29 protein-coding genes, 1 tRNA gene and 1 riboswitch are annotated in these 25,343 nt (G+C 35.4%); of the genes, 18 read left to right on the plus strand and 12 right to left on the minus strand.

Annotation, left to right across the window (positions count from 1 at the left end):
- Window positions 1–3: 3 nt before the first annotated feature.
- The 3 genes from kdpA to C7H19_RS07100 form a co-directional block, all read right to left on the minus strand.
- On the minus strand, window positions 4–1,689 hold the full coding sequence (gene kdpA, locus C7H19_RS07090; RefSeq protein WP_106456192.1) for a potassium-transporting ATPase subunit KdpA: 1,686 nt from the start codon (window positions 1,687–1,689) through the stop codon (window positions 4–6).
- A 466-nt stretch (window positions 1,690–2,155) separates the two neighbouring features.
- A riboswitch (cyclic di-AMP (ydaO/yuaA leader) is annotated at window positions 2,156–2,296 on the minus strand.
- Window positions 2,297–2,349: 53 nt separating this feature from the next.
- Window positions 2,350–2,682: a DUF5615 family PIN-like protein gene (locus tag C7H19_RS07095; protein ID WP_106456193.1), complete on the minus strand. Its 333-nt coding sequence runs from the start codon at window positions 2,680–2,682 to the stop codon at window positions 2,350–2,352.
- Window positions 2,682–2,903: a DUF433 domain-containing protein gene (locus tag C7H19_RS07100; protein WP_106456194.1), complete on the minus strand. Its 222-nt coding sequence runs from the start codon at window positions 2,901–2,903 to the stop codon at window positions 2,682–2,684. Before C7H19_RS07100 ends, C7H19_RS07095 begins: the two co-directional genes overlap by 1 nt.
- Before the next feature lie 168 nt (window positions 2,904–3,071).
- On the opposite strand from C7H19_RS07100, the gene purM reads away from it, so the two are divergent.
- The 5 genes from purM (at window position 3,072) to C7H19_RS07125 (ending at window position 9,968) form a co-directional block, all read left to right on the plus strand.
- A complete protein-coding gene (purM, locus tag C7H19_RS07105; RefSeq protein WP_106456195.1) occupies window positions 3,072–4,103 on the plus strand; it encodes a phosphoribosylformylglycinamidine cyclo-ligase in 1,032 nt (343 codons plus the stop codon).
- Window positions 4,096–6,696, plus strand: a complete 2,601-nt coding sequence (locus C7H19_RS07110) for a replicative DNA helicase (protein WP_106456196.1) — start codon at window positions 4,096–4,098, stop codon at window positions 6,694–6,696. Before purM ends, C7H19_RS07110 begins: the two co-directional genes overlap by 8 nt.
- A 14-nt stretch (window positions 6,697–6,710) precedes the next feature.
- Window positions 6,711–8,354, plus strand: coding sequence for a glycosyltransferase family 39 protein (locus C7H19_RS07115; protein WP_106456197.1), 1,644 nt, complete (start codon window positions 6,711–6,713; stop codon window positions 8,352–8,354).
- A gap of 68 nt (window positions 8,355–8,422) precedes the next feature.
- Window positions 8,423–9,385: a glycosyltransferase family 9 protein gene (locus tag C7H19_RS07120; protein ID WP_106456198.1), complete on the plus strand. Its 963-nt coding sequence runs from the start codon at window positions 8,423–8,425 to the stop codon at window positions 9,383–9,385.
- Window positions 9,378–9,968, plus strand: coding sequence for a D-glycero-alpha-D-manno-heptose-1,7-bisphosphate 7-phosphatase (locus tag C7H19_RS07125; protein WP_106456199.1), 591 nt, complete (start codon window positions 9,378–9,380; stop codon window positions 9,966–9,968). The genes C7H19_RS07120 and C7H19_RS07125 overlap by 8 nt, the downstream gene beginning before the upstream one ends.
- Here the strand turns inward: C7H19_RS07125 and C7H19_RS07130 are convergent.
- Window positions 9,965–10,765 carry a hypothetical protein gene (locus C7H19_RS07130; protein WP_106456200.1) on the minus strand — a complete coding sequence of 267 codons (801 nt, stop codon included), beginning with the start codon at window positions 10,763–10,765 and terminating at the stop codon, window positions 9,965–9,967. The genes C7H19_RS07125 and C7H19_RS07130 overlap by 4 nt on opposite strands.
- Window positions 10,766–11,030: 265 nt before the next feature.
- Here C7H19_RS07130 and C7H19_RS07135 point away from each other — a divergent pair, with 265 nt between their 5' ends.
- The 3 genes from C7H19_RS07135 to C7H19_RS07145 all read left to right on the plus strand — a co-directional run bounded on the left by C7H19_RS07135 (window position 11,031) and on the right by C7H19_RS07145 (window position 13,740).
- Window positions 11,031–11,639: a Uma2 family endonuclease gene (locus C7H19_RS07135; RefSeq protein ID WP_106456201.1), complete on the plus strand. Its 609-nt coding sequence runs from the start codon at window positions 11,031–11,033 to the stop codon at window positions 11,637–11,639.
- Window positions 11,640–11,648: 9 nt separating this feature from the next.
- Window positions 11,649–12,554, plus strand: a complete 906-nt coding sequence (locus C7H19_RS07140) for a lysylphosphatidylglycerol synthase domain-containing protein (protein WP_219907603.1) — start codon at window positions 11,649–11,651, stop codon at window positions 12,552–12,554.
- Between the two features lie 160 nt (window positions 12,555–12,714).
- Window positions 12,715–13,740: a hemerythrin domain-containing protein gene (locus tag C7H19_RS07145; protein WP_106456203.1), complete on the plus strand. Its 1,026-nt coding sequence runs from the start codon at window positions 12,715–12,717 to the stop codon at window positions 13,738–13,740.
- Between the two features lie 49 nt (window positions 13,741–13,789).
- Here the strand turns inward: C7H19_RS07145 and lgt are convergent, their stop codons facing one another.
- The gene (lgt, locus tag C7H19_RS07150; RefSeq protein ID WP_106456204.1) at window positions 13,790–14,635 is read right to left on the minus strand and encodes a prolipoprotein diacylglyceryl transferase; all 846 of its coding nucleotides are present in this window, start codon (window positions 14,633–14,635) and stop codon (window positions 13,790–13,792) included.
- A 124-nt stretch (window positions 14,636–14,759) separates the two neighbouring features.
- Here lgt and C7H19_RS07155 point away from each other — a divergent pair.
- Window positions 14,760–14,840: transfer RNA gene (locus C7H19_RS07155), tRNA-Leu, on the plus strand.
- A gap of 8 nt (window positions 14,841–14,848) precedes the next feature.
- Here C7H19_RS07155 and C7H19_RS07160 read toward each other — a convergent pair.
- Entirely contained in the window at window positions 14,849–15,484 is a 636-nt protein-coding gene (locus tag C7H19_RS07160; protein WP_106456205.1) for a M23 family metallopeptidase, read from the minus strand.
- A 233-nt stretch (window positions 15,485–15,717) separates the two neighbouring features.
- Between C7H19_RS07160 and C7H19_RS07165 the strand changes: the two genes are divergently transcribed.
- The 7 genes from C7H19_RS07165 (at window position 15,718) to C7H19_RS07195 (ending at window position 21,440) form a co-directional block, all read left to right on the plus strand.
- Window positions 15,718–16,101: a hypothetical protein gene (locus C7H19_RS07165; RefSeq protein ID WP_106456206.1), complete on the plus strand. Its 384-nt coding sequence runs from the start codon at window positions 15,718–15,720 to the stop codon at window positions 16,099–16,101.
- 6 nt (window positions 16,102–16,107) lie between these two features.
- A complete protein-coding gene (locus C7H19_RS07170) occupies window positions 16,108–17,865 on the plus strand; it encodes an ABC transporter substrate-binding protein (protein ID WP_106456207.1) in 1,758 nt (585 codons plus the stop codon).
- Between the two features lie 51 nt (window positions 17,866–17,916).
- The gene (locus C7H19_RS07175; RefSeq protein ID WP_106456208.1) at window positions 17,917–18,162 is read left to right on the plus strand and encodes a hypothetical protein; all 246 of its coding nucleotides are present in this window, start codon (window positions 17,917–17,919) and stop codon (window positions 18,160–18,162) included.
- Window positions 18,149–18,562, plus strand: a complete 414-nt coding sequence (locus tag C7H19_RS07180; protein ID WP_106456209.1) for a putative toxin-antitoxin system toxin component, PIN family — start codon at window positions 18,149–18,151, stop codon at window positions 18,560–18,562. The genes C7H19_RS07175 and C7H19_RS07180 overlap by 14 nt, the downstream gene beginning before the upstream one ends.
- On the plus strand, window positions 18,559–19,452 hold the full coding sequence (locus C7H19_RS07185) for a S66 peptidase family protein (protein ID WP_106456210.1): 894 nt from the start codon (window positions 18,559–18,561) through the stop codon (window positions 19,450–19,452). The genes C7H19_RS07180 and C7H19_RS07185 overlap by 4 nt, the downstream gene beginning before the upstream one ends.
- A 74-nt stretch (window positions 19,453–19,526) precedes the next feature.
- Window positions 19,527–20,516 carry an SDR family oxidoreductase gene (locus tag C7H19_RS07190; RefSeq protein ID WP_106456211.1) on the plus strand — a complete coding sequence of 330 codons (990 nt, stop codon included), beginning with the start codon at window positions 19,527–19,529 and terminating at the stop codon, window positions 20,514–20,516.
- A 6-nt stretch (window positions 20,517–20,522) separates the two neighbouring features.
- Window positions 20,523–21,440 (plus strand): NAD(+) kinase, encoded by a 918-nt coding sequence (locus C7H19_RS07195; RefSeq protein ID WP_106456212.1) that lies wholly within the window; start codon window positions 20,523–20,525, stop codon window positions 21,438–21,440.
- A 13-nt stretch (window positions 21,441–21,453) separates the two neighbouring features.
- Here C7H19_RS07195 and C7H19_RS25535 read toward each other — a convergent pair whose 3' ends face one another.
- The 6 genes from C7H19_RS25535 to grxC form a co-directional block, all read right to left on the minus strand.
- Window positions 21,454–21,609 carry a hypothetical protein gene (locus C7H19_RS25535; RefSeq protein WP_181280544.1) on the minus strand — a complete coding sequence of 52 codons (156 nt, stop codon included), beginning with the start codon at window positions 21,607–21,609 and terminating at the stop codon, window positions 21,454–21,456.
- Window positions 21,609–21,758 (minus strand): hypothetical protein, encoded by a 150-nt coding sequence (locus C7H19_RS26200; RefSeq protein WP_219907604.1) that lies wholly within the window; start codon window positions 21,756–21,758, stop codon window positions 21,609–21,611. Before C7H19_RS26200 ends, C7H19_RS25535 begins: the two co-directional genes overlap by 1 nt.
- A complete protein-coding gene (locus C7H19_RS27010; RefSeq protein WP_281261719.1) occupies window positions 21,755–21,886 on the minus strand; it encodes a hypothetical protein in 132 nt (43 codons plus the stop codon). The genes C7H19_RS26200 and C7H19_RS27010 overlap by 4 nt, the downstream gene beginning before the upstream one ends.
- A gap of 379 nt (window positions 21,887–22,265) precedes the next feature.
- Window positions 22,266–23,045: a class I SAM-dependent methyltransferase gene (locus C7H19_RS07205; protein ID WP_106456213.1), complete on the minus strand. Its 780-nt coding sequence runs from the start codon at window positions 23,043–23,045 to the stop codon at window positions 22,266–22,268.
- 132 nt (window positions 23,046–23,177) lie between these two features.
- A complete protein-coding gene (tadA, locus tag C7H19_RS07210; RefSeq protein ID WP_281261720.1) occupies window positions 23,178–23,648 on the minus strand; it encodes a tRNA adenosine(34) deaminase TadA in 471 nt (156 codons plus the stop codon).
- 12 nt (window positions 23,649–23,660) lie between these two features.
- A complete protein-coding gene (gene grxC / locus C7H19_RS07215) occupies window positions 23,661–23,975 on the minus strand; it encodes a glutaredoxin 3 (RefSeq protein WP_106456215.1) in 315 nt (104 codons plus the stop codon).
- Between the two features lie 196 nt (window positions 23,976–24,171).
- On the opposite strand from grxC, the gene C7H19_RS07220 reads away from it, so the two are divergent.
- Both C7H19_RS07220 and C7H19_RS07225 read left to right on the plus strand, forming a co-directional pair.
- Window positions 24,172–24,411 carry a MarR family transcriptional regulator gene (locus tag C7H19_RS07220; RefSeq protein ID WP_106456216.1) on the plus strand — a complete coding sequence of 80 codons (240 nt, stop codon included), beginning with the start codon at window positions 24,172–24,174 and terminating at the stop codon, window positions 24,409–24,411.
- Window positions 24,412–24,491: 80 nt separating this feature from the next.
- A complete protein-coding gene (locus C7H19_RS07225; protein ID WP_106456217.1) occupies window positions 24,492–25,265 on the plus strand; it encodes a tetratricopeptide repeat protein in 774 nt (257 codons plus the stop codon).
- Window positions 25,266–25,343: the final 78 nt, after the last annotated feature.

The raw sequence follows: 25,343 nt of genomic DNA on the forward strand, positions 1-25,343 counted from the left end.
GGGTTAACTTCCTCCGTAAATTTGAAATCCTTCTGCAATAGGCCCCAACGCAAGAACAGGGAAAAAGGTTAACGCCCCTAGAACTAATAAAACTCCTGCGGTGACTGCGGTAAATAAAACGGTATCGGTGCGAAGTGTTCCAGATGTTTCGGGTACAAGGGGTTTTTGTGCCATACCGTCGGCGAGTAATAATAAAGCAATGATGGGAATAAATCGCCCGATAAGTAAACTAAAAATCGTACTCAAGTTCCACCACCAAGTATTATCCCCCAAACCTTCAAACCCAGAACCGTTATTTGCTGCGGCTGAGGTATATTCGTATACCACCTGTGAAAGTCCATGAAAACCAGGGTTACTAATACCTGAGAGTGTTTCGGGAAATGCTAAAGTAATCGCACTGGGTATTAAAATAGCGATCGGATGAGTTAATAAAACCACACTAGCAAAGATAATCTCTCGTTTCTCGATTTTGCGTCCAAAGATTTCGGGAGTTCTGCCCACCATTAACCCTGTAGCAAAGATCGATAAAATTAGGTATACGAATAGATAAGCTGTACCTGTTCCTTGCCCACCCCAAATAACTTGAAGAAACATATTAAACAGGGTTGCAAAGCCACCAGCAGGCATTAGAGAGTCGTGCATCCCGTTTACTGCACCGCACATCGTCGCTGTCGTTGTAACTGCCCAGAGTGCTGTCTGCGCCCAACCAAAGCGTATTTCTTTTCCTTCTAGATTGGGTTGATTTGCGCTAATAATCTGATTAACTTGCGGATTTCCGTTATATTCCCCCACTGCTGTAATTAAAATCAACGCGGCAAAGATAATGAATACCATCCAAAATAGTAACCATCCTTGCTTTTTATTTCCTGCAATCACACCATAGGTATAAATCAACGATGTGGGAATTGTAACCATTGCTACGGTTTCAAGTAGATTGGTAAAAGCATTGGGATTTTCATAAGGATGGGCTGAGTTAATCCCAAAGAAACCGCCCCCATTTTCTCCTAATTGTTTAATGATCTCAAAATGTGCGACCGGTCCTCTTGCAATAGTTTGGGTTGTTCCTTCTAAGGTGGTAAGATTTACTACACCGCCCAATGTCTCTGGAATACCTAGAATCAGTAGTAATATTCCACCAACTAGGGAAATGGGTAATAATATTCGAGTAATGGATAAAGTGAGATCAACATAAAAGTTACCGATGGGTTTTCCAGTAATACCTCGAATAAATGCTATTCCAACTGCTAACCCTGTAGCTGCTGAAGTAAACATTAGATATCCCAAAGCTAAAACCTGTGTTGCGTAAGAAAAAGTCGTTTCACCAGAGTAATGCTGTTGGTTCGTATTCGTGATAAATGAAATCGTTGTATGTAATGCTAGATCCCATCTTGGCGCAGTCATTTCGGTGGGATTTAATGGTAAAATTCCCTGAAACATGATAATAGCAAAAACCAAGACTGACATTGCAAGATTACTTAACAAAACACTTCTTGCATATTGCCATCCTGTCATATTTCGGTCTGGCCGAATCCCCATTCCTCGATAAATTAGTGATTCTATTGGTCGAAAAATCGGATCAAGAAAAGTTTTTTTCTGAAGAAATACTTGAGCCATATACTGCCCTAAAAACGGGACAATTACTACAATAATTAGTAGTGTGAGTGCAATTTGTAAGATTCCTGATAACATTTTCGGTGGTTTGTAAAAAAAAAGTTTATGGAAAATACACCAGTGAATAAATTCACTGTCTTATAGCCAAAGTAATATACACCAGTAAATAAATTCACTGTCTTATAGCCAAAGTCCATTAAAATGGACTATAAATCTTACATAAAGTCGGTTTTAACCGACTTAAGCTTTGAGACAGAGAATTTATTCTCTGGCTATATATAAACTGTGCTAATGCAACTATGAACAATTGCATTAACTGAATATTCGTCAAAAAAATAAAGAGCAAGAATATCTCAAGGAGATGTAACTCTTATGGAAATCCCTACTCTGAACTGATATAAATATGATTTAGATAACTGGGGTCAATACTATCAACGTCCATTTTTTTTGCGCTCACTCGATCGCAAATATAAATAATATAGTTTTAGAGCAGTGTTGCTCAAGAAAACTGAATGAGGAATAACTTTTAATAAAATTGCCTCTTCAATCTTCTCTCAATGCTGACGAGGTTAGCTGCCGGGCTAGGACTGAGAGATGTCCTTTCTTACTTGTTGCCGTAAAAATAAGCCCCTAGATTTGGTTCCCCCGCTCTCCCTGATGTAGAGAGATTAAGCTTTCTTACTCTATTGATTATCTAACTTAACATATCTTATTAATTTTGACAAGTATCTTTACTCATTATGATAAAGCAATTATTCTCATAACATTATTTTGCAAAAAAGTCAAAATTATTTCATAATTATCTCGCAATAAAGATTCTATAGCTTTTGTCGTGCAATTCCCAAGGCGAATCCAAATAATTTTCGGGGGAAACCCTTTAAGGATTAGTAATTCATTAAAATCAGAATCTTTAGTAACAATCAAGTAATCTTGTAGTTTAGCTGTTTCCCAAATGACCTGATCTGATGCTTGATCTAACCCCATTAAATACAGATGATTAGAATTAGGATATAAATCAACTAAACGCTCAACCAAACGAGGTGATAAATTATGATCGAAAAGTAACTTCATTAGTGAATGATTAACGTTTGACGTTCACGATCGGCGGCATAGCCTAGACAAGCTAGAATGTCTTCTTGAGTTAAATAGGGAAAGTCTTCTAGGATTTCCTCATACGTCATTCCAGAAGCTAAATAGGAGAGAACATCATAAACGGTAATTCTCATTCCTCTAATACAAGGTTTTCCACTTCGTTTACCAGCTTCTATGGTTATGATGTCTTGGTATTTCATGATTTTTACAAAAAGCAATTATCTATAGTTTAGTGTAATTAAATGATCTCTATTTATCCGTTGTACTGCAATGTCAGATTACTGGTCAATACAGGAAATGCGAAAAAGGGTTTAGAAACCAAAACCCAACAATCAGATAGGATGGAGTAAGAGTTAAATAGGTGTAGGATGGATTATCGAGAAGCGGGTGTGAATATTGAAGCAGGACGCGCTTTTGTTGAGCAAATCCGCAAAAATGTCGAAAGTACCTTCAGAAAGGAGGTAATAGGCGGTTTAGGGGGATTTGGTGGCTATTTTGAGATACCATCTGGATACAAACAACCTGTTTTGGTTTCGGGAACTGATGGTGTCGGAACTAAACTAAAAATTGCTCATACTCTCGATCGACATGATACAGTTGGGATCGATTTAGTCGCCATGTGTGTTAATGATGTTCTCACATCGGGCGCAGAACCGCTATTCTTTTTAGATTATCTCGCTACAGGTAAACTATATCCCCAACAACTCGCCCAAGTCGTCGCGGGTATTGCAGAAGGTTGTCGCTTAAGTGGTTGTGCGTTATTAGGTGGCGAAACGGCGGAAATGCCTGGTTTTTATGGTTCGGGTGAATATGATTTAGCGGGTTTTTGTGTGGGAATTGCCGAAAAAAGTCAGCTTTTGGATGGTACAAAAGTACAGTTAGGTGATGTGGCTATTGGTTTAGCAAGTAAAGGAGTACACAGTAACGGATATAGTCTCGTACGCAAGATTATTGAAACAAAAGGCTATTCTTGGGATTTTTGCCCCGATGAATTAGAGGGAAAAAGCTTAGGTGAAGTTTTGTTAACACCAACACGCATTTATGTTAAACCGATTTTAGAAGCAATGCAGTCGGGTTTAGATATTCATGGAATGGCGCATATTACAGGGGGTGGAATACCAGAAAACCTACCGCGTTGTTTAAACTCTAATCAATCGATCCGAGTTCGCTATAATAGTTGGTCTGTACTACCGATTTTCCAATGGTTAGCCAAAGAAGGAGAAGTAACCCAAGAGGTGATGTATGACACATTTAATATGGGGATCGGTTTTGTCGTGATTGTTTCTCCTGATACTGTTAAAACAGCGTTAAATTGGTTTACGTCTCAGTCTATTGAAGCTTATGTTATTGGTGAAGTGATCGAAGGTAATAGACAAGTCGAGTTTTATTTTGATGATTAGTGAAAAAAATTTACCCCCGCAAAATATCGAAGCAGAAGAATCGATTTTAGGTGGTATTCTATTAGATCCTCAAGCGATCGGGCGTATCGTCGATTTAATTGTTCCCGATGCTTTTTATGTTAAGGCACATAAAGAAATTTATTTAGCTGCGATCGCACTTTATGCCAAAGGAAACCCCACTGATTTGATGACGGTGACAGCATGGTTACAAGATCATCATATCCTAGAAGATATTGGGGGAATTGGTCGCATCGTGCAACTGGTAGATCGAACGGTTTCTGCGGTAAATATTGATCGTTATGCAGCTTTGGTGATGGATAAATATATCCGTCGTCAATTAATTACTGCGGGAAATGAAATAGTAGATTTAGGGTATGATACAACGTTAGAGTTAGAAAATGTTCTTGATGAGTCAGAGAAAAAAGTTTTTCGTTTAAATCAAGAACGTCCCCAAGAAGGATTAATCCCCATTGGTGATACACTCATTCAAACCTTTAATGATATCGAAAAATTACAGGAAGAATCGGTATTACCTGGAATCAAAACAGATTTTTATGATTTAGATGCTCTTACCAGTGGTTTTCAGCGATCGGATCTAATTATTATTGCTGGAAGACCTTCGATGGGTAAGACCAGTTTTGCTCTAAATGTAGCTCATAATATCGCTCGTGATCAACTTCCTGTAGCGATTTTTAGCCTAGAAATGTCCAAAGAACAATTAGCACAAAGATTGTTAGCAAGTGAAGCAGAAATCGACAGTAACCGTTTACGTTCAGGACGTTTGACACAAAATGAATTTGATCCTTTAGTCAGAGCAATGGGCTCTTTAACTGAGTTACCGATTTATATTGATGATACGTCTAATATAACAATGACGCAAATGCGATCGCAAGTCCGTCGTTTACAATCAGAACATAAAGAACAATTAGGATTAGTATTAATTGATTATTTACAATTAATGGAAGGAAATAGCGATAACCGAGTTCAAGAACTTTCTAAAATTACTCGAAGTCTTAAAGGTTTAGCTAGAGAAATGAATGTCCCAGTAATTGCCTTATCGCAGTTAAGTCGTGCTGTTGAATCTCGTAATAATAAGCGTCCAATGATGTCAGATTTAAGAGAATCAGGATGTTTAGCAGGTGACACTCTTATTACTTTAGCTGATACTAACGAGCAAGTACCCATCCGTAAATTAGTAGGTAAATCAGGTTTTGCCGTTTGGTCATTAAACGAAACAACTAAAAAATTAGAAAAAGGTGTAGTAACAAATGCTTTTTCAACAGGTATTAAATCTGTTTTTTGTTTAAAAACAAGTCTTGGACGTTCGATTAAAGCAACAGCTAATCATAAATTTTTAACTATTAATGGATGGAAAAGATTAGATGAATTACAAAAAGATGATTACATTGCTTTACCTCGATACATTCCTAGTTCTACATCTTCAACAGTTAGTCATTCAGAATTAGCTCTTTTGGGTCATTTAATTGGAGATGGTTGTACTTTACCTAGACATTCTATTCAATACACAACTAGAGAATTAGATTTAGCTAATTTAGTTTCCTCTCTAGCTAAAGATGTTTTTGGAAATTTGATTACACCTCGAATTTCTCAGGAACATCAATGGTATCAAGTTTATTTACCTGCTAATTATTATTTAACTCATAATTTGAGAAATCCAATTACTGAATGGTTAAATTATTTAGGTATTTTTGGCTTAAGATCTTATGAAAAATTTGTGCCTCATCAAATTTTTGAACAGTCTTTAGCAGGAATAACAACTTTTCTGCGGCATCTTTGGTGTACAGACGGTTCTATTACTCTTGTTAAAGGTAAATCTATCAGACCAATTATTTATTATTCAACTAGCAGCTATCAGTTAGCACAACAGATTCAATCATTACTTCTTCGATTTGAAATTAATGCAGTTTTATCGGTACATCCACAAATCGGAAAAGGTCGAGATCAATATCATATAACTATTACTGGTAAACCTGATATTGAAAAATTTACTAATTTAATTGGAACTGTTGGTGATTATAAAAATAAATCTTTAAAAGAAATACAAGATTTTTTGCAAAATCATGATCATAATCCTAATAAAGATATTTGGCGACAATATGCTGTACCAGCAATGAAAGAAATAGGTTTAACGACTCGACAAATGCAAGCACAATTAGGTAATTCTTATTGTGGTACAACACTTTATAAGTCTAATTTAAGTCGTCAACGTTCTGCAAAATTAGCTAATATTGTTCAATCTCCAGAAATAGAAATACTAGCTCATAGTGATATTTATTGGGATAAAATATCTTCAATAACTTATCAAGGTGAAACAGAAGTTTATGATTTGACTATTGATAAATTACATAATTTTCTGGCTAATGATATTATCGTTCATAATTCCATTGAACAGGATGCGGATTTAGTAATTATGTTGTATCGTGATGAATATTATAATCAAGATACAGCAGATCGAGGAGTTGCCGAAGTGATTATTACAAAACATAGAAATGGACCGATCGGAACTTTGAAATTATTATTTAAGCCAGAATTAACTAAGTTTTATAATTTACAGAATCGCTCTAATTATTAAATTAGTTTAAGCTTATGCTTGATTTAAAAAATAATTTATTTTCAATGGCAATACCACAAAATAGTTTAGATCGGCGAAAACAGCATCAAATCTTTACACAAAGACAATTATATTGGTTTAATTTTTTATTGATTATATTAATCATTTTTGGTATATTTTTTCGTATAATAAATATCGAAAATAAAGTTTATTGGCATGATGAAGTTTATACATCAATTAGAGCCGGTGGACATTTAGCCGAAGCAATTTATAAAAATGCTTTTAATAATCGCTTTGTTTCAATCAAGGAATTACAAAAGTTTCAAGATTTTAAACCAGAAAGTACAATATTAGACACAATAAAATCTTTAATTCAAGAAGATCCTCAACATCCTCCTTTTTATTTTATCCTAAGTCGTTATACTTTATATCTGTTCGGTAATTCATTAACTTATAATCGAATTTTAGCCATTTTTTTTAGTCTTCTCTCAATTCCCTTAATTTATTTATTTTCATTCAATTTATTTCAATCTAAATTAATTGCTAGTTTGTCGGCAATTATTTTAAGTTTATCTCCTTTTGATATAATTTTTGCTCAGATTAATCGACAATATAGTTTATTAACTTTATTAACGATTCTCAGTAGTTGGATGTTATGGCGCACTCTAAATAAACCAACTTTATTAAACTGGATTTTTTATACTGTAGCTTGTACTTTAGGTCTTTACACACAACCCTTTTTTTGCTTAACTATTTTTAGTCATTTCTGTTTTATTTTAATTGATTCGTTGATTTTATCAAAAAATAAATCTTATTTAATTCAATTTGGTCTATCGATTTTTGTCACAATGATTTTATATAGTCCTTGGATTTATGTATTAATCACAAGATTTCAAAAAGTATTGATGTTAACTAATTGGGTTTATTTTAAACAAGGTTTTCTTTTTTTTGTTCAATTATGGTTATTAAATTTTACTTGTTTATTTACAGATTTTTTTGTTGGTATAAATAATCCAATAACTTATCTTTATCGCTTATTTTTTATGGCGATAATATTTCTTGCTTTTTATACTCTTTATCGTCAAGTAAATCGAAAAATATTTATTTTCTTATTAACCCTCAGTTTTGCTCCATTTTTAATCTTACTAATCCCTGACTTATATTCGGGGAGTTTTCGTACTGTCGTCACCCGATATCTAATTCCTTGTTACCCTGGAATACAAATAGCAGTAGCTTATTATCTTTCAAAAATCCTCAATCCTTCTAAAATCGGAAAACTAATTTTAATCTTTTTCTTAACCAATGGTATTGTATTTGGTACATTAATCACCTTTGCTGAAACATCTTGGGCAAAAGTTCCCAGTTATTATAACGCCGAAACAGCTAAAAAAATTAATGCAGTTTCATCACCTCTAGTTATTAGCGATCAAGGTGAGACTTGGACAAATTTAGGTGAAATAATTTCTTTAAGTTATCTCGTCAACAAAGACACCCAATTTTTCTTAACCAGTGATCCACCTAATCTAGAAAAATTAGAAAATGGATTAAAAGCAAATTCATCGCCTATTCTTGTATTTCAACCCTCCCAAAAACTTAAATCAAGTTTAGAAAACTTAAATTATCGGTTAGAAAATATTTACGCGCCAGGAAATTTGTACCGACTCGCCAAGAAATCATAAAAGTATTACATCTCTTTTAACCGAGACTGCTAAAATTAAGCTGATCTATTCAGGTCTACCCAGATAAGATGAGAATACTAGCCCTTGTACCTGGAGGAATAGGCGATCAGATCCTATTTTTCCCCACCCTTGAAGACCTTAAGCAGAACTACAAGAATGCAACAATTGATGTACTTGTAGAACCCCGCGCTAAGTCTGCTTATCGGGTTTGTCCTCATGTTAATGAAATACTACTTTTTGACTACAAAGACCGTAACGGTTTAGCGGATTATCTAAACCTATTGGGAATTATCCGCGATCGTGAATACGAAATAGCCTTGACTTTGGGGCAACGTTGGACAGTTGGATTACTCCTCTGGCTCAATGGTATCCCAACGAGAGTCGGTTACAAAACTAAAAATTCTTGGTTTATCTCAAACCCTGTTCCCCTAAAAACAGAACAGTACGCCGCCGATATGTATCATGACTTGTTACAAGGTATCGGCATTAATAACACCTCCCCTCTGCCTAAAATAACCCTTCTCAATGAAGATATTCAATGGGCATTAGCTGAACAAAAACGCCTAGAAATTAAAGAGAGTGGTTACATTCTCATTCATGGTGGATCAAGTAAATTAGCTTTAATCAAAGGAATCGATAAAATTTATCCCGTGTCACAGTGGCGAGAAATTATCGATGATTTGTTGCAAAAACAGCCCAATATTCCCATTGTGTTACTCAAAGGTCCCGATGATGGCGAATGGGTGGCACAAATGAAAAACGATCGCCCTAATCTTAAAGTCATTCAACCCCCAGATATTGGAAAACTGGCGGCGATGATTGCCGGGGCTAATTTAATGTTGTGTACAGATAGTGCGCCGATGCACTTATCTGTAGCGGTTGGCACATATACGATCGCACTTTTTGGCCCCACTGAAGTAGCAAAACTTTTACCACCATCTCAAGATCGCTATATCGGAATACAATCACCTACTGGTAAAATTGCCGATATCAAACCTGAAACCGTTCTTGAACGTATTTGGCGTGGCTAAATCAGCAGTTTTTTTAGATCGGGATGGGGTTCTTAATGTCGAAGCGGGTTATATCCGCCGTGTCGATGATTTAAACCTCATTCCTGGTGTTGCCCAAGCAGTCCGTAAACTCAATGACCTAGGGATTTTTTGTTGTTTGGTGTCCAATCAATCGGGGCCAGCCAGAAACTATTATCCCGTCTCCCATGTCGAAGCTTTACATAAGCGTCTTTCACAACTTCTTATGCGAGAGGCGGGCGCGAAATTAGATGCTGTTTATTATTGTCCCTATTTGAGTCCCTCCGCCGGGGGAGTCAGTGCAGATTTTACCCGTTGGAGTACGTGGCGCAAACCCAATACAGGTATGTTAGTCGCGGCTGCTTGGGAATATGATCTTGATCTCAAACAAAGCTTTATGGTGGGAGATAAAGCTACAGATGTTGATTTAGCCCACAATGCGGGATTAAAAGGAATTCTCGTAAAAACGGGTTATGGAAAAAAAGTTCTTAAAGGCGACTATCAACATCGAACACGCCCTGATTATATTGCGGCTGATTTAGCAGATGCAGTTAGTTGGATTTGTGATTCTTTGAAGAATGTCTAGATTTGACTTGCTTTTCTGAGTTCAAAATAAGCTTTAACTTCTTCTCGAAGCAATTCATATTTTTGATTAATGGCTTTATATTTGGCTTCAAATTCGATTTTTTGCGTTACTTCTGGTAATTGTTCTGGATTGTATTTAGCTAATTCTGCGCCAATTAAATTTTCTCGAACAAATTTAAGACATTCTCTTTTTAGTTCTTCGGCATTCTTGACAAGATCGGTAATTTGTGCTATTGCTCTTGCATAAACTTCGGCTTGCTGATGATAAACTTCTGAAGATGCCGCCAAGCTTCTAAGTTCTTCTAATTTATCGATTTGTTCATTAAATTCTGTGATTTGTGGTTCAATTTTACTAATTACTTCTTGGATTGGTATTGAAATTTTTTGCATTAAGTCGAATGTTGAATCCTTAGAACGTTTTTGCACAATTTTAACTTGATTTAACTCGTGAGCAAAAACTTTAAAACTAATTCCTTCTTTGGTGAGTTGTGGTGTAACTGATTTAATCAACCAACTCGATTTTTTATAGTTAATCGGTATTTTGTATAAGGTTTTCTTCACTTCTTGCTGTTGGGGAATAACTTCAAGAGGAATACTATATTGATTTTGCGATCTTATTTGTAACACTTTTCCTTGTCTAATCGCTTTTAGCTTTCGCCCAATAAAACCAAAGCGATAAACCGCCTTACTGAGTAATAAAATAGCTAAAGACGTAATTAATGTTGCTAAAACAATTGTCCAGTATTGAGTCACTAGATAGAGCAAAGGAATAATCAGTAAAAAAGCGAGCCATTTCATAAGCTATGTTCTTGAGAAGACGAATTTTTCAAGTTTCGTTGAGAGCAATAACAATATGACACGAAGCTAAAAGACAAAATAGTTTATTAACTATGATATCATTTTTCATTAAAAATAGACTAGATACACTTTTGCTTTTTCTCTGTGATAGTTACTGATTAGTTTTGTAAAATGATAAAATAAGTCTATTCTTTAGGTTTGTTGAGCAAACACATACAAGAGTTTGGCTTTCCTCCCTCTACATTAAAAATAGGAGATTATTCTTATGATTAATCAAATTGTTAATGAAAAACCATCTATTTATGAGCAAAGATTTTTATTACCTAGGCGTTACAATTGGCAAGAATTTAAAGCGATTCAGACAACATTACAAAAAAATTCTCAAATAAAAATTACTTTTTTAGATGGATGGATTGAGTTAATGACGCTCGGTGAAGAACATGAGACAATTAAAAGTATTATTGCTTTGCTTTTGGGACTTTATTTTTTAGAAAAAGAGATAGAATTTATACCAGTTGGTAGTTCAACTCGTGAAGCCCAAGAAAAAGGCGTGTCTTTTGAACCAGACGAATCTTATTATATTGGAGAAAAAAAAGAAAATCCTGACTTTGCTATTGAAGTTAATTTGACAAGTGGCAGTATTAAAAAATTAGAAAAATATAAACGATTTAAGATTGCTGAAGTTTGGCTTTGGGAAAATAATCAGATTTTGATTTATTGTTTTCGAGAAAGGGAAAATTATCAAGAGTATGAAAAAGTGGAGCAAAGCGAGTTATTTACTGAGCTTAATTTAGATTTATTTATCCGTTGTGTTTTGATGCCCTCTAAGCTTGAAGCGATGAAAATATTTAATCAAGCTATTAAAAAAATTTAGATTAGAAAAATGTTATCGAAAATCAAACCTTATTTACGTTGGTTGATCTTAGGAGTAACCTTATTTTTTGTGGCTTATGCCTTTAAAAAAAATTGGCAAGCGATCGCAACGGTTAGATTGACATCAAAAAGTTTTTTCATTCTTATTATAGCTCTTATCGTTACTTTATTTGCTCATCTTTGGTCGGGTTGGGTTTGGACTTGGATTCTTAAAGAATTTAAACAAAATGTTTATATAAAATGGGCTTTAAAAATTTATTTAATTACAAATTTAGCTAAGTATTTTCCAGGTAATATTGGTCATTTTTATGGAAGAATTGCCGCAGTTCACCAAGCAGGTAGCACAATCGAATCAGCAAGTATAAGTGTTTTACTAGAACCTTTACTCATGGCAACAGCAGCCTTGTTTATCGCAATTGTGAGTAGTAGTTTTGGATTGATTGAAATTAATAATTTAGGACTACAGTTATTGATTCTTATTGCTATTTTATGTTTAATTCATCCTCGTGTCTTAAATATAGCTTTACAAAAACTCAGCAAGTCGAAAGGAAAACAACTTAATTTACCAGCGATTCAATTAAAACAATATTTGTGGTTGCCTTTATTAGGAGAAATAATATTTGTTTTATTACGGGGTTGTGGGTTTTTATTAACTTGGTTAGCATTGATGAAAATCAATACAGAACAAATTTTACCCTTATTGAGTAGTTTTAGTTTCGCTTGGTTAATGGGGTTAGTAGTACCCGGTGCGCCTGGAGGAATGGGTATCTTTGAAGCAACAGCGATCGCCCTTTTAAATCATCAGCATTTCCCCGCAGGTATTTTATTAACAACTGTCGCATTATTTCGAGTGATTAGTATCTTAGCAGAATTGCTCGGCGCAGGATTAGGACTATTATTAAATCAAGAAAAATAAAATAGAATAAATTTCCTCTCACTCCTTAGTTAGACAACAAAGATAATATTGAGCGCATCAGATCAAACCTTAGTCAGATGGTGAAAGACAAAAAGATTTGTCAGATTAATAAATGATGAATTTATTAAATTGCTTCTTGCATAGAGGAGAACCAACTATTATGGTTTCAACATTAGATGACACTAAACGTATGGCGATTGCTTCTAAATTAGCTGATATGAAGGCACTTCAGGAGCTTTTAATCAAAAATGATGAAAAATTGCTATCGGCTATAGACGATCCAGAAATACGTGAGCGTTTTCAAGATATGCTTAGAGACGATCAGAATAATTTGAAAGTTCTTAATGATGTAACCGTTAACTACGGGGTTCAATCACAAGTATCCGAAACCGTTCAAAAAATGCTTGATGAAGTTGAAAAACTGATGGACGGTCAAGAATTAACTTTGCTTGATAAAGTATCACAGCATGAGTTACTTAAGCATAAACAAACCATGAGTGGTATTTTAATCCACAAAGCTGCTCAAGTGGTTGGGGCTGATATTGAAGCAGCAATTCTTCCTTTAAACACCGTCAACTTTGAAAACCGCGCACATCAAGAACAACTTAAAGGGGTTATCGAACTTGTTGGTGTTAGTCAACTTACTGGCAAAGAAGCTAAACAAGGTCTCTGGGCGCGTGTTCAAGACGCGATGATGGCTGCTACTGGTGCTGTCGGTAGTATGACTGGGATGAATGAAGACGAAATGACGATCCAAAATGTACTCCGTATGGATCACCAAAAAGTTAATGTCCTCTTCATGGAAATCCTACAATCAGACGATTCCCAGAAAATTCAAGAATATTTCGGACAGCTTTACAAAGATTTGTTTGTCCATTCTAAAGCAGAAGAAGAAACGGTTTATCCTACTGTCCGTCCTTTCTATGGTGATGACACCCAAGAACTCTATGACGAACAAGCCGAAGCTAGACAGTTATTAGATAAGATCAAATCGATGAACCCTGGTTCTGCTGAATTTAAAGACGAAATCAAGAAGTTACAAGCGGCTATTATGGATCACGTTCGTCAAGAAGAAAGCACAATGTTTGGTGCTATTCGTAACAACTGTAGCGATGATCAACAAAAACAATTAGCAACTGAGTTCAAAGCAGCTAAACAAAAACTGCAAGAAGAAATGGCTAAATAATCAATAAATAGTCAAAATTAATCGGGGTTTGGTTGCCAAACCCTTTTTTTTATCGTTCTAATACGGGTGGTGGAGAAACAACATCGGGTAAAGGTCTCTTGAAACGATAGAGCCATACTAAACCGAATATACTTAAAGAAATGGCGATTAAACTTACTATTTGAGCGATTTTTAAGGGACCAAGCATTAAACTATCTGTGCGTAACCCTTCGATCCAAAATCGACCTATACTGTAGGCGATCGCATAAACAAGTGTTAATGTGCCTACTTTTAGACGATCGCTATGTTTTAAACCCCAAAAAAATAAATACAAAAGTATTATTAAAACGCTAAGATTCCAAAGGGATTCATATAAAAAGGTCGGATGAAAAAATTCTTGATCTAAATATTGGGGAGGGCGGTTACTGGGTGGTATAAAAAGTTTCCAAGGTAGATTAGTAGGTTTGCCGAATGCTTCTGAGTTAAAGAAATTGCCCCATCGTCCGATCGCTTGTCCTAATGCTAAAGATGGTACTACAAGATCTAATAATTGCCATACCGAAATTTTTTTAATTCGAGCGAAAATTAAAGTAGCGATCGTTCCGCCGATAATAGCCCCATGAATGGCGATCCCACCTTTCCATATTGCGATAATATCCCCAGGTCTTTGGGCGTATTCTTGCCATTCAAATAGAACATAATAGAGCCTAGCAAAAGGAATCGCGCCAATAACTAACCAAATTGTTAAATCAGCTAATAAATCAGGGTTAATCTTTCTGCGTTTGGCTAAATATTGTGATAATGTTGCCCCAAGTAAAACAGCAGTGGCTATTAATAACCCATACCACCGAAGAGCAAACGGCCCAATCTCAAAAATAATCGGGCCTGGAGACTGGAAAAAATAAGCGAATAACATTGAGACTTAACCTAGGATTCTTGCGTGAGTCAGCTTCAATATCATCCTATCTTGTCTAGGTCAGATTAAAACTTCTTGCAATATTCCCGATTGATATGTTATGATGGAAGATGTGTCAATAATTGCGGATGTGGCGGAATTGGTAGACGCGCTAGATTTAGGTTCTAGTATCTCTGATGTGGGAGTTCGAGTCTCCCCATCCGCATGATAGGTTCATTTATTATAATATGCCTGTTGTTGTCTAATCATTTCCGTAAGAACAGGAGCAGGATCAATATATTGACCGCCATATTTTAAGCCCCAGTGTAAATGTGGCCCTGTTGTGCGCCCCGTCATTCCCACACGAGCTATTCTGGTATTAGCAACAATTTCTTGACCTTGCCAGAGAATAATTCCACCTTCACGATCAATTAAATAACGTCCTTGGGGACTTGTTCCAACGGTTCCCATTAAATGACAATAAACATGAGTCCACTGCTCAGATTGAATTTTAATCATTGTCCCACAAGCAGTATGATCAGATAATTCTACAACACGTCCACTCCACCAATTACGGACATAGCTACCCAAGGGCGCAGCGATATCTATTCCAGCGTGGAAACTCCAACTACCGTCTACTGGAGAATTACGATAGCCAAAACCAGATGTATAGGCTTGAAAAGATTCTACAGGAAAAGCAGCATATACCCAAGCATTTTTAGCACTTTGGTTTTTAGCGAGTAAAGGTTTTTGATGGATCTCTGCACTCAAACCACCTAAACAGGAAATAATTAAAGTCAGCATTAACGCACGAGGGACGCGGGAACGAAAAAGATTCAATTTTCGTCTAATAAAATTCGGATACAGCATAGTCAATCAATTTACATCCATACTCAAGAAAAGCTAGTGCTATTGTCAATAAGCATAAGCTATGACAGTAGTTTTTGTACAAAGGTTTGTCAAACCTTACACCGAGCGATTCTATAAAACTATTAATAGCTTTCCCATTAAAAGACCGAAAAAAGTAAAGATTAAGCTTCCTAACTTTGTTAAACTTTGTTAAGTTATGATTAACTTAAATTTATCTTCATCGCCAATTAACAATGTTAAATGACCTTCTACCTTTTGGCATTACTCTCGATACAACAATGATTGCAGGTAGCTGTCTTTGGTCCCTTGCTTTATATTTAGGTTTTTATACCCTTAGAGAATGGATCATTGAAAAACTAGAGCAATGGCTAAATTTTGCCGATCAAACCCTGTATATCTCTCAAGCAGAATTCGAGAAAAGTCGCAAAGTCAGAGAATCACAAAATGCTTTCTATGCTTCGGTCTGTAGTATTATACCCTTTTTGGCGATCGGTAGTTTATGCAATTGGGGAGTAGAATTAGGATTAGGGAGCAGTTGGTCAGTGAGTATCGGACTTTTTGCTTGTGTGGCGTGTGGTGTTTATGAATTAGGTAGATTAGACGGACAGAATAAGTAATTAAAAATGATCAATAAATTAACTAAAAAAACGATTTCTTTTTGTTTAAGTTTTCTTATAATCTTTTTTTTTCTTATTCCTTTAACGGCTTGTGCGCCCACTTCTACTCCTAATCAGCTAGTAACTTCTATTGTAGGCGACCCAAAAACTTTTAATGCAGTATTATCTCAAGAGTCACCGAATATTTTTGGTTTAGTGTATGAAGGATTAATTACCGAAAATCCGATTACTGGACAAAAAGAACCCGTTTTAGCTGAGAAATGGGAAGTTTCTGAGGATAAACTCAGTATTATTGTTACCTTAAAAAAAGATCTTAAATGGTCTGATGGTCAACCTTTAACCATTGACGATGTATTATTTAGTTACAATGAACTTTACTTAAATCCCAAAATACCCAATAACTATAGAGATAGTTTTAGGATCGGTAGAAGTCAAAGCTTTCCCACTATTAAAAAACTTGAAGATCGCAGTATAGAATTTAGAATAACCGAACCTTTTGCACCATTTTTAGATACTCTTAGTGTTCCCATTTTACCCAAACATATTTTAAAACCAACCATTGAAAAAAAAAGCTCTGATGGAAAGCTACAATTTTTGTCAACTTGGGGAGTGGATACCCCACCTGAAAAAATTATCGTTAATGGTGCTTATAAATTAAAAAATTATACGACAGGTCAACGAATTATATTTGATAAAAATCCTTATTATTGGAAAAAAGATACACAAGGAAACCAACTACCACATATTGCTCAAGTTATTTGGGCAATTGTTGAATCACAAGACACCGCTTTACTACAATTTCGCTCTAAAAGTTTAGATTATATTGGAGTTACGCCCGAATATTTTTCATTACTGAAAAAAGAAGATGAAAGAGGAAACTTCACGATTTTTAATGGGGGACCTGCTTACGGAACAAATTTCTTATCTTTTAATCTTAATCAAGGTAGCCGCAATGGAAAACCATTAATTGATCCGATTAAAGCCAAATGGTTTAATAATGTTAAATTTAGACAAGCGGTAGCCTATGGAATCGATCGCACCAGAATGATTAATAATATATATCGAGGACTTGGAGAAAAACAAAACTCGTTTATGTCGATTCAATCTCCTTTTTATAATCAAAGTTTAGCTGGCTATGATTATAATCCCGAACAAGCAAAAGCCTTATTACAAGAAGCAGGATTTAAGTATAATTCAGATAATCAATTAGTAGACTCAGATAATCACATTGTACGTTTTAATTTACTGACAAATGCAGGCAATCCAATTAGAGAAGCAATAGGCGCACAAATTAAAGAAGATTTAAGTAAAATTGGAATAATAGTAGATTTTGCCCCAATAGCTTTTAGTGTATTAGTTGATAAACTAAGTAATAGTTTAGATTGGGAATCTTATATACTTGGGTTTACGGGAGATAATGAACCTCATGCACCGAATATCTGGTATACAGATGGTAATTTACACGCTTTTAATCAAAAACCACAGCCTGGAATTCCTCCCGTAGATGGCAGAATTCTTTATGATTGGGAAAAAGAAATAGAGAATTTATATATTGAAGGTGCTAAAGAATTAAATATCGAAAAGCGTAAAGTTATTTATAATGAAGCTCAACAATTAATGAGTGAATATTTACCGTTTATTTATTTAGTGAATCCTTTAGCTTTATCGGCTGTGCGTAATTGTTTTGAAGAGATACAATTTTCCGCTTTAGGGGGAGCTTTTTGGAATTTAGAAGAATTAAAAAATACTTGTGGAAATTCTTAGCGATATAATAGATTTAGAGTCATATTGAGTAATAGCGAGGTTATCAACGCCATGAGCAAAGAAGAAATTATTATTCAAGTTCCTTCAAATATAGCCCAAGCTTACCGCAATTTTACAGAAGTAGAACGGGAGCAAATCGAAGCAAAAATTACAGATTTATTAGAATTACAGTTAGAAAATCGTCGAAAAGCTGCAATAGAAAAACTTCGGAATACCATGAAAAAAGCAAGTCAGGAAGCAAAAGCCAGAGGATTAACCCCCGAAATTCTAGAATCGATTTTAAATGATGAAGCTTGAAAGAAGGTTTGTTTTTGATGTTAATGTGATAGTAAGTGCTTTTTTATTTGAAAAAAGTAAACCTGATCAGGCATTAGGCAAAGCTCAAAATATGGGTTTTGTATTAGTTTCAAATTCTATTGCTATGGAACTAAGAGAAGTTTTGTTACGTCCAAAGTTTGCACGATATCTGTCTTTAGAAAGACGGTTAGAGTTAGAAAATAACTTTATAGAAGCGACGCAAATTATTGAGCCAACACATACCATCGAAATTTGTCGAGATCCCAAAGATAACAAATATTTAGAACTCGCGGTAAGTGGTAAAGCTGAAGCGATTATTACTGGAGATGAAGATTTATTAGTCCTTAATCCTTTTCGAGGCATTATAATTTTAACGCCTCAAGAATTTTTAAACAGATGAATAAATTTATTTTTCCTCCTTTCCTAAAGTTTGGAGATTTAGTTACTGTTATTGCTACAAGTGGTGCATTAAAAGAATTAGACGCATTTGAAAAAGGTTTAGAAGTATGGCGATCGCATGGTTATCAGATTAAACTAGGGAGTAACTGGAATACTCGTTATGGTTATCTCGCGGGAACCGATACTCAACGTCGTCAAGCATTATTAGAAGCGTGGGAAGATCCAAACTGTAAAGCGATCTTGTGTGCTAGAGGCGGTTATGGTAGTGCTAGATTATTAGAAAACTGGTCTTGGTCGAAACAGTCCCCGAAATGGATTATAGGCTTTTCCGATGTAACTGGGATTCTTTGGAGTCTAGCAACTGAAAATATTAGTAGTCTGCATGGTCCAGTATTAACTACTCTAGCTAATGAACCCTCTTGGTCAATGAAACGACTTTTTAATTATCTAGAAGGTCATGAAGTCGAATCAATACAAGGCACTGGATGGGGTGGCGGAAAAGCATTGGGGTGGCTATTACCCGCCAATTTAACGGTTGCAACTCATATCTTAAATACCCTCCTTCATCCTAATTTAGAAGGTGCTATTTTAGCCTTAGAAGACGTAACAGAAGCCCCTTATCGAATTGATCGGATGTTGACTCAGTGGCGATTGATGGGAATATTTGACAAGATCAAAGGCATTGCTTTAGGACGTTTTAGCCGTTGTGAAGCGCCGGTTGAGAGTGAAAGCTGGACAGTTGAAGAAGTGTTAAGCGATCGCCTACAAAACTTAAACATTCCGATTGTCTCAGATTTACCTTTTGGTCACGATGGGGTCAATGCAGCTTTACCAATTGGCGTAACAGTAGAGTTAGACAGCGATCGAGGAACTCTAAAAATTCTGACTTAGGGTGAACAGTAAAGCTCACTTTCTGATAGTATCTTAGAGAAACGTAAAAAAATGTTACAAAAACCTTACTATAAATGAAGTTATTAATCGTTGGTGCGACAGGCACCCTAGGACGGCAAATCGCCCGTTTTGCACTTGATCAAGGACATCAGGTACGCTGTCTCGTCAGAAGTCAACGCAAAGCCTCTTTTTTGAAGGAATGGGGAGCAGAATTAGTCGGAGGAGATATCTGTAAACCCGAAACGATTCCCCCTGCTTTAGAAAATATAGAAGTTGTTATCGATGCTGCCACCGCTAGAGCGACAGATTCCCTTAGTATTAAACAAGTAGACTGGGAAGGTAAAGTAAATTTAATTAAAGCAGTTAAAGAAGCGGGAATTAATCGTTATATTTTCTTTTCGCTCTTAAATGCGGAAAAATACCCAAATGTTCCATTAATGGAAATTAAACGTTGTACAGAGCAATATCTAGCCGAATCAGGATTAAATTATACTATTTTGCGTCCTTGTGGCTTCATGCAAGGTTTAATTAATCAATATGCTGTCCCTGTTTTAGATAATCAGTCGGTTTGGATCTCTGGTGAAAGTACACCCATTGCTTATATGGATACTCAGGATATCGCTAAACTGACGCTTCGAGTTTTAGAAGTTCCTGAAACTGAAAAACGGACTTTACCCGTCGTTGGGACAAAAGCTTGGAAACCAGAAGAAATTATCGCATTATGTGAAAAATTATCAGAACGAGAAGCTAAAATCTCTCGTGTGCCTTTAGGTTTATTGCGTTTTATGCGTCAAATTACTCGCCTTTTCCAATGGACGTATAATATTTCTGATCGTCTTGCTTTTGCTGAAGTTCTCGCCACTGGACAGCCTTTAGATGCACCAATGGAGGAAGTTTATCAACTATTAGGCCTTGATCCGAAGCAGACAACTACTTTAGAATCCTATCTACAGGATTACTATACTCGGATCATGAAAAAGCTTAAAGAGCTAGATTACGAGAAAAAACAGAAAGAAGCTAAGAAAAAGAAACGCTCTCCTTTTAAATCTAAAAACGTAGGATAATCAATTGTGCCAAAAGTAGGCATTGTTTATAATGATCTCAAACCGATCGCTTGTAAAGTCGCCCTAGAGTTACAAGAAAAATTAAACGCTTGTGGCTGGGATGTGGTGACAACAACAGGATGCGGCGGGTTACTCGGTTACTCTCAACCTTCACACCCCGTCTGCTATACTCCCATTGAACAATTAATACCGCCTGAATTTGACGCAGATTTAACGTTTGCGATCGTTTTAGGGGGTGATGGTACGGTTCTTTCGGCTGCCCGTCAATTAGCTCCCTGTGGCATTCCGCTTTTAGCCGTTAATACGGGACATATGGGCTTTTTGACTGAACTTTATTTGAATCAATTGTCTCCGGCACTCGAACAAGTGATGAAAGGAGACTATACGATCGAAAAACGTTCTATGTTAACCGTACAATTGTACCGAGATAAAACCTTACTTTGGGAAGCTCTTTCTTTAAATGAAATGGTGATTCATCGTGAACCATTAACCAGTATGTGTCATTTTGAAATTAAAATTGGTCATCATGCTTCGGTTGATATCGCCGCCGATGGGGTAATTGTCTCGACTCCAACGGGATCTACAGCTTATTCTCTCAGTTCGGGTGGCCCAGTTGTTACGCCCGATGTTCCTGTTTTACAATTGGCTCCTATTTGTCCACATTCCCTCGCTTCTAGAGCTTTGGTATTTTCTGATACGGAACCTGTTAATATTTATCCTGCTACCCCAAATCGTATGATTATGGTGGTTGATGGTAATGGGGGTTGTTACGTTTTGCCAGAGGATCGAATTCATGTCAAGCGATCGCCCTATTCCGCCCATTTTATTCGTCTTCAGTCTACAGAGTTTTTTCGAGTCTTGCGAGAAAAATTAGGTTGGGGTTTGCCACATATCGCTAAACCGACTTCTGTCGAATTGCCTTGACAAAAACAGCATTTTATGATAGGAAATTTATCCACGTTAGATATGGACTAACAGCATTAAATAATCGTTGGTCACTTGTCCAATTCTGTCTATAAATTGACGCAGGATCATCACTACCTAAATAGCGCACAATAAAATTAGCATCAACACAAAGTTTTTTTTCAGTCACTATTGTTGCTCCTTATGAAAACAAATTCTCATCACTGCGTCTATTTGTTGATTTCGTTCATCTCGTGCCTCTGAAATATAATAGTCTAATGGTGGATCAAAAGATTCACCGCCTCGACGTTCAAAAACCTTTTTTTGTAATTCAATCAATTTTTGCTAATTTTCTTGCCAATTCTGTTTATTTTTTTTGCTTGAAGTTTCTCCTCTAAAATGGTTTGTTCTTCTGGGGTTAAAGATTCGATAATTTGTACCAAAGAGTCAACCAATTTAGTATTCATAACTCATCTCACTAATTAAAGGTATTGTTCATTAATAGGACAAATTTTAACCACAGAAGAGATTGAATTAGATTTCTGTAATGAAAGTAATTTTTTGAGTTCTAGCTTAAGTAGTTGTAATTGTCTAATTGGTTGCTCAATTAATGTGATTTTTTCATTCAAATTTACTGTAACGAAATCGAAAGGGTGTTGAGCTTGAGCATAAAACTTTTAAATCTAATAACATTTAATAAACCTGATACGGGAAAACACATCAGAATTAAATAAACAATCGCCATTTTCAATACGACTTGCTGATTTTAGTAATCCTTGAAAAAAAATAGGGTTTACCCACTATCGCTAAACCCACTTCTGTCAATTGTATAATTTATGATATACTCTACTCACTAACTTTCTGAAAAATCATAAATTTTCCACCATTAAAGGGTTTTTTAATGGTTTCCGTATAAGCTACTTTAAAATCGTGTTGTTCAACAAGCTCAACTATATCTTCAATTTGATTCCAAAAAAATGATTCATAATCGCCAGGATCAGTCCCTTGTTGTAAACCCAAAGCAATTTCTATAATAAATCGACCATTAGGCTGAAGCACTCGTTTCACTTCACTGATAATTTTATTAGGCATGAGAGCATGATCGAAAGAATTGGTAAAGACAAGATCAATTGATTCATCAGCATATTGAAGATGATGAAAATCCCCAACAACAACATATTTATTCTCTTGTCCTGGATTTAAATCTATTCCTACAGCAAAACATCCTAAATCAATAAATGATCTTACTTCAGTTCCCAGTCTAGCTGCCAGACACAGAACACTCATTCTTTTTTGAATATGAGGTTTCAAACGTTCTTTAAGAACTTCATAATAAACTTTATCATAATTTTTAATCCAAGCGTTATTAGTCACCATAAAACGCTCTAGTTTGGATTTTTGATGACGTACATAATGCTCATAATTTTCATATTGTCTAATCTTAAAGCTATTTTCTTCCTCTTCCCATTGTGTCCAAGATGAATCTTTCCACTCTTTTTGATTTTCTGGCAAAAATGAGCGTCGCCAAGCGTGAAACTCACTTTTATTAAAAACTTTGCCCAAGCGTGAGGGGTTTTTGATAGTTTTAAAAATTTCCGACGGAACAGATTTTAAATATTGTTGCATAATTGCTTTGCTCAACTTCGATTTATACTTATCAATCAACAAAACTTTTTGCACAAATTATACTATAGTCTCAAAAAAGTGTATGAAGTAAAATTAAGAAATGGCTTTCTAGAGTTAAAATATAGATTTTACTTATTTATGTCGTTTTTTAGTAAACCATTCTTGTAACTGACTTCGACAAGCAGACTCCATTACTCCAGCAATAACGGGTAAACGATGATTAGAAAACTCACTATCGGGAAAATTATAAACCGTTCTAATCACTCCCGTTTTAGGATCATCTACACCATATACTAATAAACCTAAACGAGAATGAATAATTGCTCCAGCACACATAGAACAAGGTTCAAGAGTTACATAAAGCGTACAATCATTAAGATGCCAATTTTGTAAAACCTGACAAGCTTTTCTAATTGCTAAAATTTCTGCATGAGCCGTTGGATCTTGATCTCTTTCCTTACGATTAGATGCTTGAGCGATCAAACTTCCATTGTGATCAATTATAACGGCACCTACAGGAACATCGCCAGATTCTCCCGCTTCTTGCGCTAACTCTAAAGCGAGTTTCATCCAGTGTTGATGAGTTCGATATAATGATTTCACAAACCAGCACAGTTAAACAATTGCACTTTGAGCTAAAAGAGTATCCAATTGATTTTTCCTATTAAGTTGATGTAAGTCATCGCATCCGCCAATATGTTGATTATTGATAAAAACTTGGGGTACACTACGTCTACCATTAGCCCTTTGTGCCATTGCGTTTCTTGCTGTTTCATCTCCATCAATCTTATACTCTGTATAGTTGACTCCTTTGCGCCATAACAGTAACTTAGCTCGTATACAGAAAGGACAAGTCGCCCATGTATAGATTTCGACATTAGCTTTAATCTGTTCAGGATGACGACCTAATATTGAATTAATTAGTTGCATCGTTTTTTATCCTTTTCTATTAATCTTGATCAATATTATAGCTTTTCTCTTTCTGGACGGAGAGCAGTTGATTGGTTTGGGGGACAAAACTCATACATTATATTGAAAAAATAGTTTTTAAATAGGTAAAAATTTGGGAACAAACTAAGACAGGAAGAAAGTCATTGAGGTTGTTCATAATTATTTTAATCTAGCCTTGACTATTAAAATTATTAGCGCAACTCCAGGACTAAGTACCACCGAAAAAATCTTAGATGTCATTAGTCTATATCCCCAAGGAATTACAACAAAGGAACTTAGTAATCGGCTCAATAGACCCGTTTCTATGGTGAATTCTTGTCTAAAATATTTAGTTGAAACAAAGTTAGTTTATGCCCGACTTGATCAGCCCAATCAACATTGGATTTACTATTATCAATTTGATTCATTAAATTAAACGGAAGTTTTGGGATTGTAGTAATTCTCTAAGCTACGATAGAAGTCGAGTGGCTTTGTTGTAGCTATCTGGGATCATGAATGAACTATCTAAAACTACAGACTCAAGCCTATAAACAGATTCTCTTGGGTCAGTATGAGCAATCTATAAGAAATTATGAAATTTGTATTAATTTACAGCCCGATGATGTAACAAATTTTTGGTACTTAGGATTAATTTATTTTTCTCAAGGAAATGAATTAGAAGCACAAGCTATTTGGATGTCGATTTTATTACAAGAAATTTCCGAACGAAGAAAATCTAAAACGAAAGATTTGATTCAGATTATAGAAAAAGAGTTGATGAGACAGATTAAACTCAGTAATCTTGAATTAGCTAAACGTTTGTCAATTCAAATTAAAGAACTGGACGAACAATATTTGATCATAAATATAGAGCAGGCGGCTCAAGCTACAATTGATAAACTATTTAAAGAAGCTAATCAACTTAAAAAAAAAGGAAATTTTCAAGAAGCCGAGAACAACTATCAAAAAATATTATTTTGGAATCATCAAAATGCTGAGGTTTGGCATCATTTAGGGTTACTATATTTACATATTTTTGAATATGGTAAAGCCTTAGATTGTGTGATGAATTCGATTACTATAAATCCAAATACAGGAAAATATCACTATAACGTAGGATTAATTTTAGAAAAACTCAAAAAAATTCCCCAATCAATTCAAGCTTATTACAAAGCAGTAGAACTAGATCCCTCATTGCTTGTAGCCTATGAACAATTAGGAAATTTGTTATCATCAATTGGTGAAATAGAAGAAGCAGAAAAAATCTATCGTCAAGCTCAAGAAATATGAATGAGTCATCTGTAACTAAATACTCAAAGGAGAGTGTATCCTAAAAGGTAAAATAAATATTATTTCTGTTCTTGTTCG

Origin of the sequence: Aphanothece hegewaldii CCALA 016, from assembly GCF_003007785.1 — a bacterium.
GTDB classification, from domain to species: Bacteria; Cyanobacteriota; Cyanobacteriia; order Cyanobacteriales; family Microcystaceae; genus Chroococcus; species Chroococcus hegewaldii.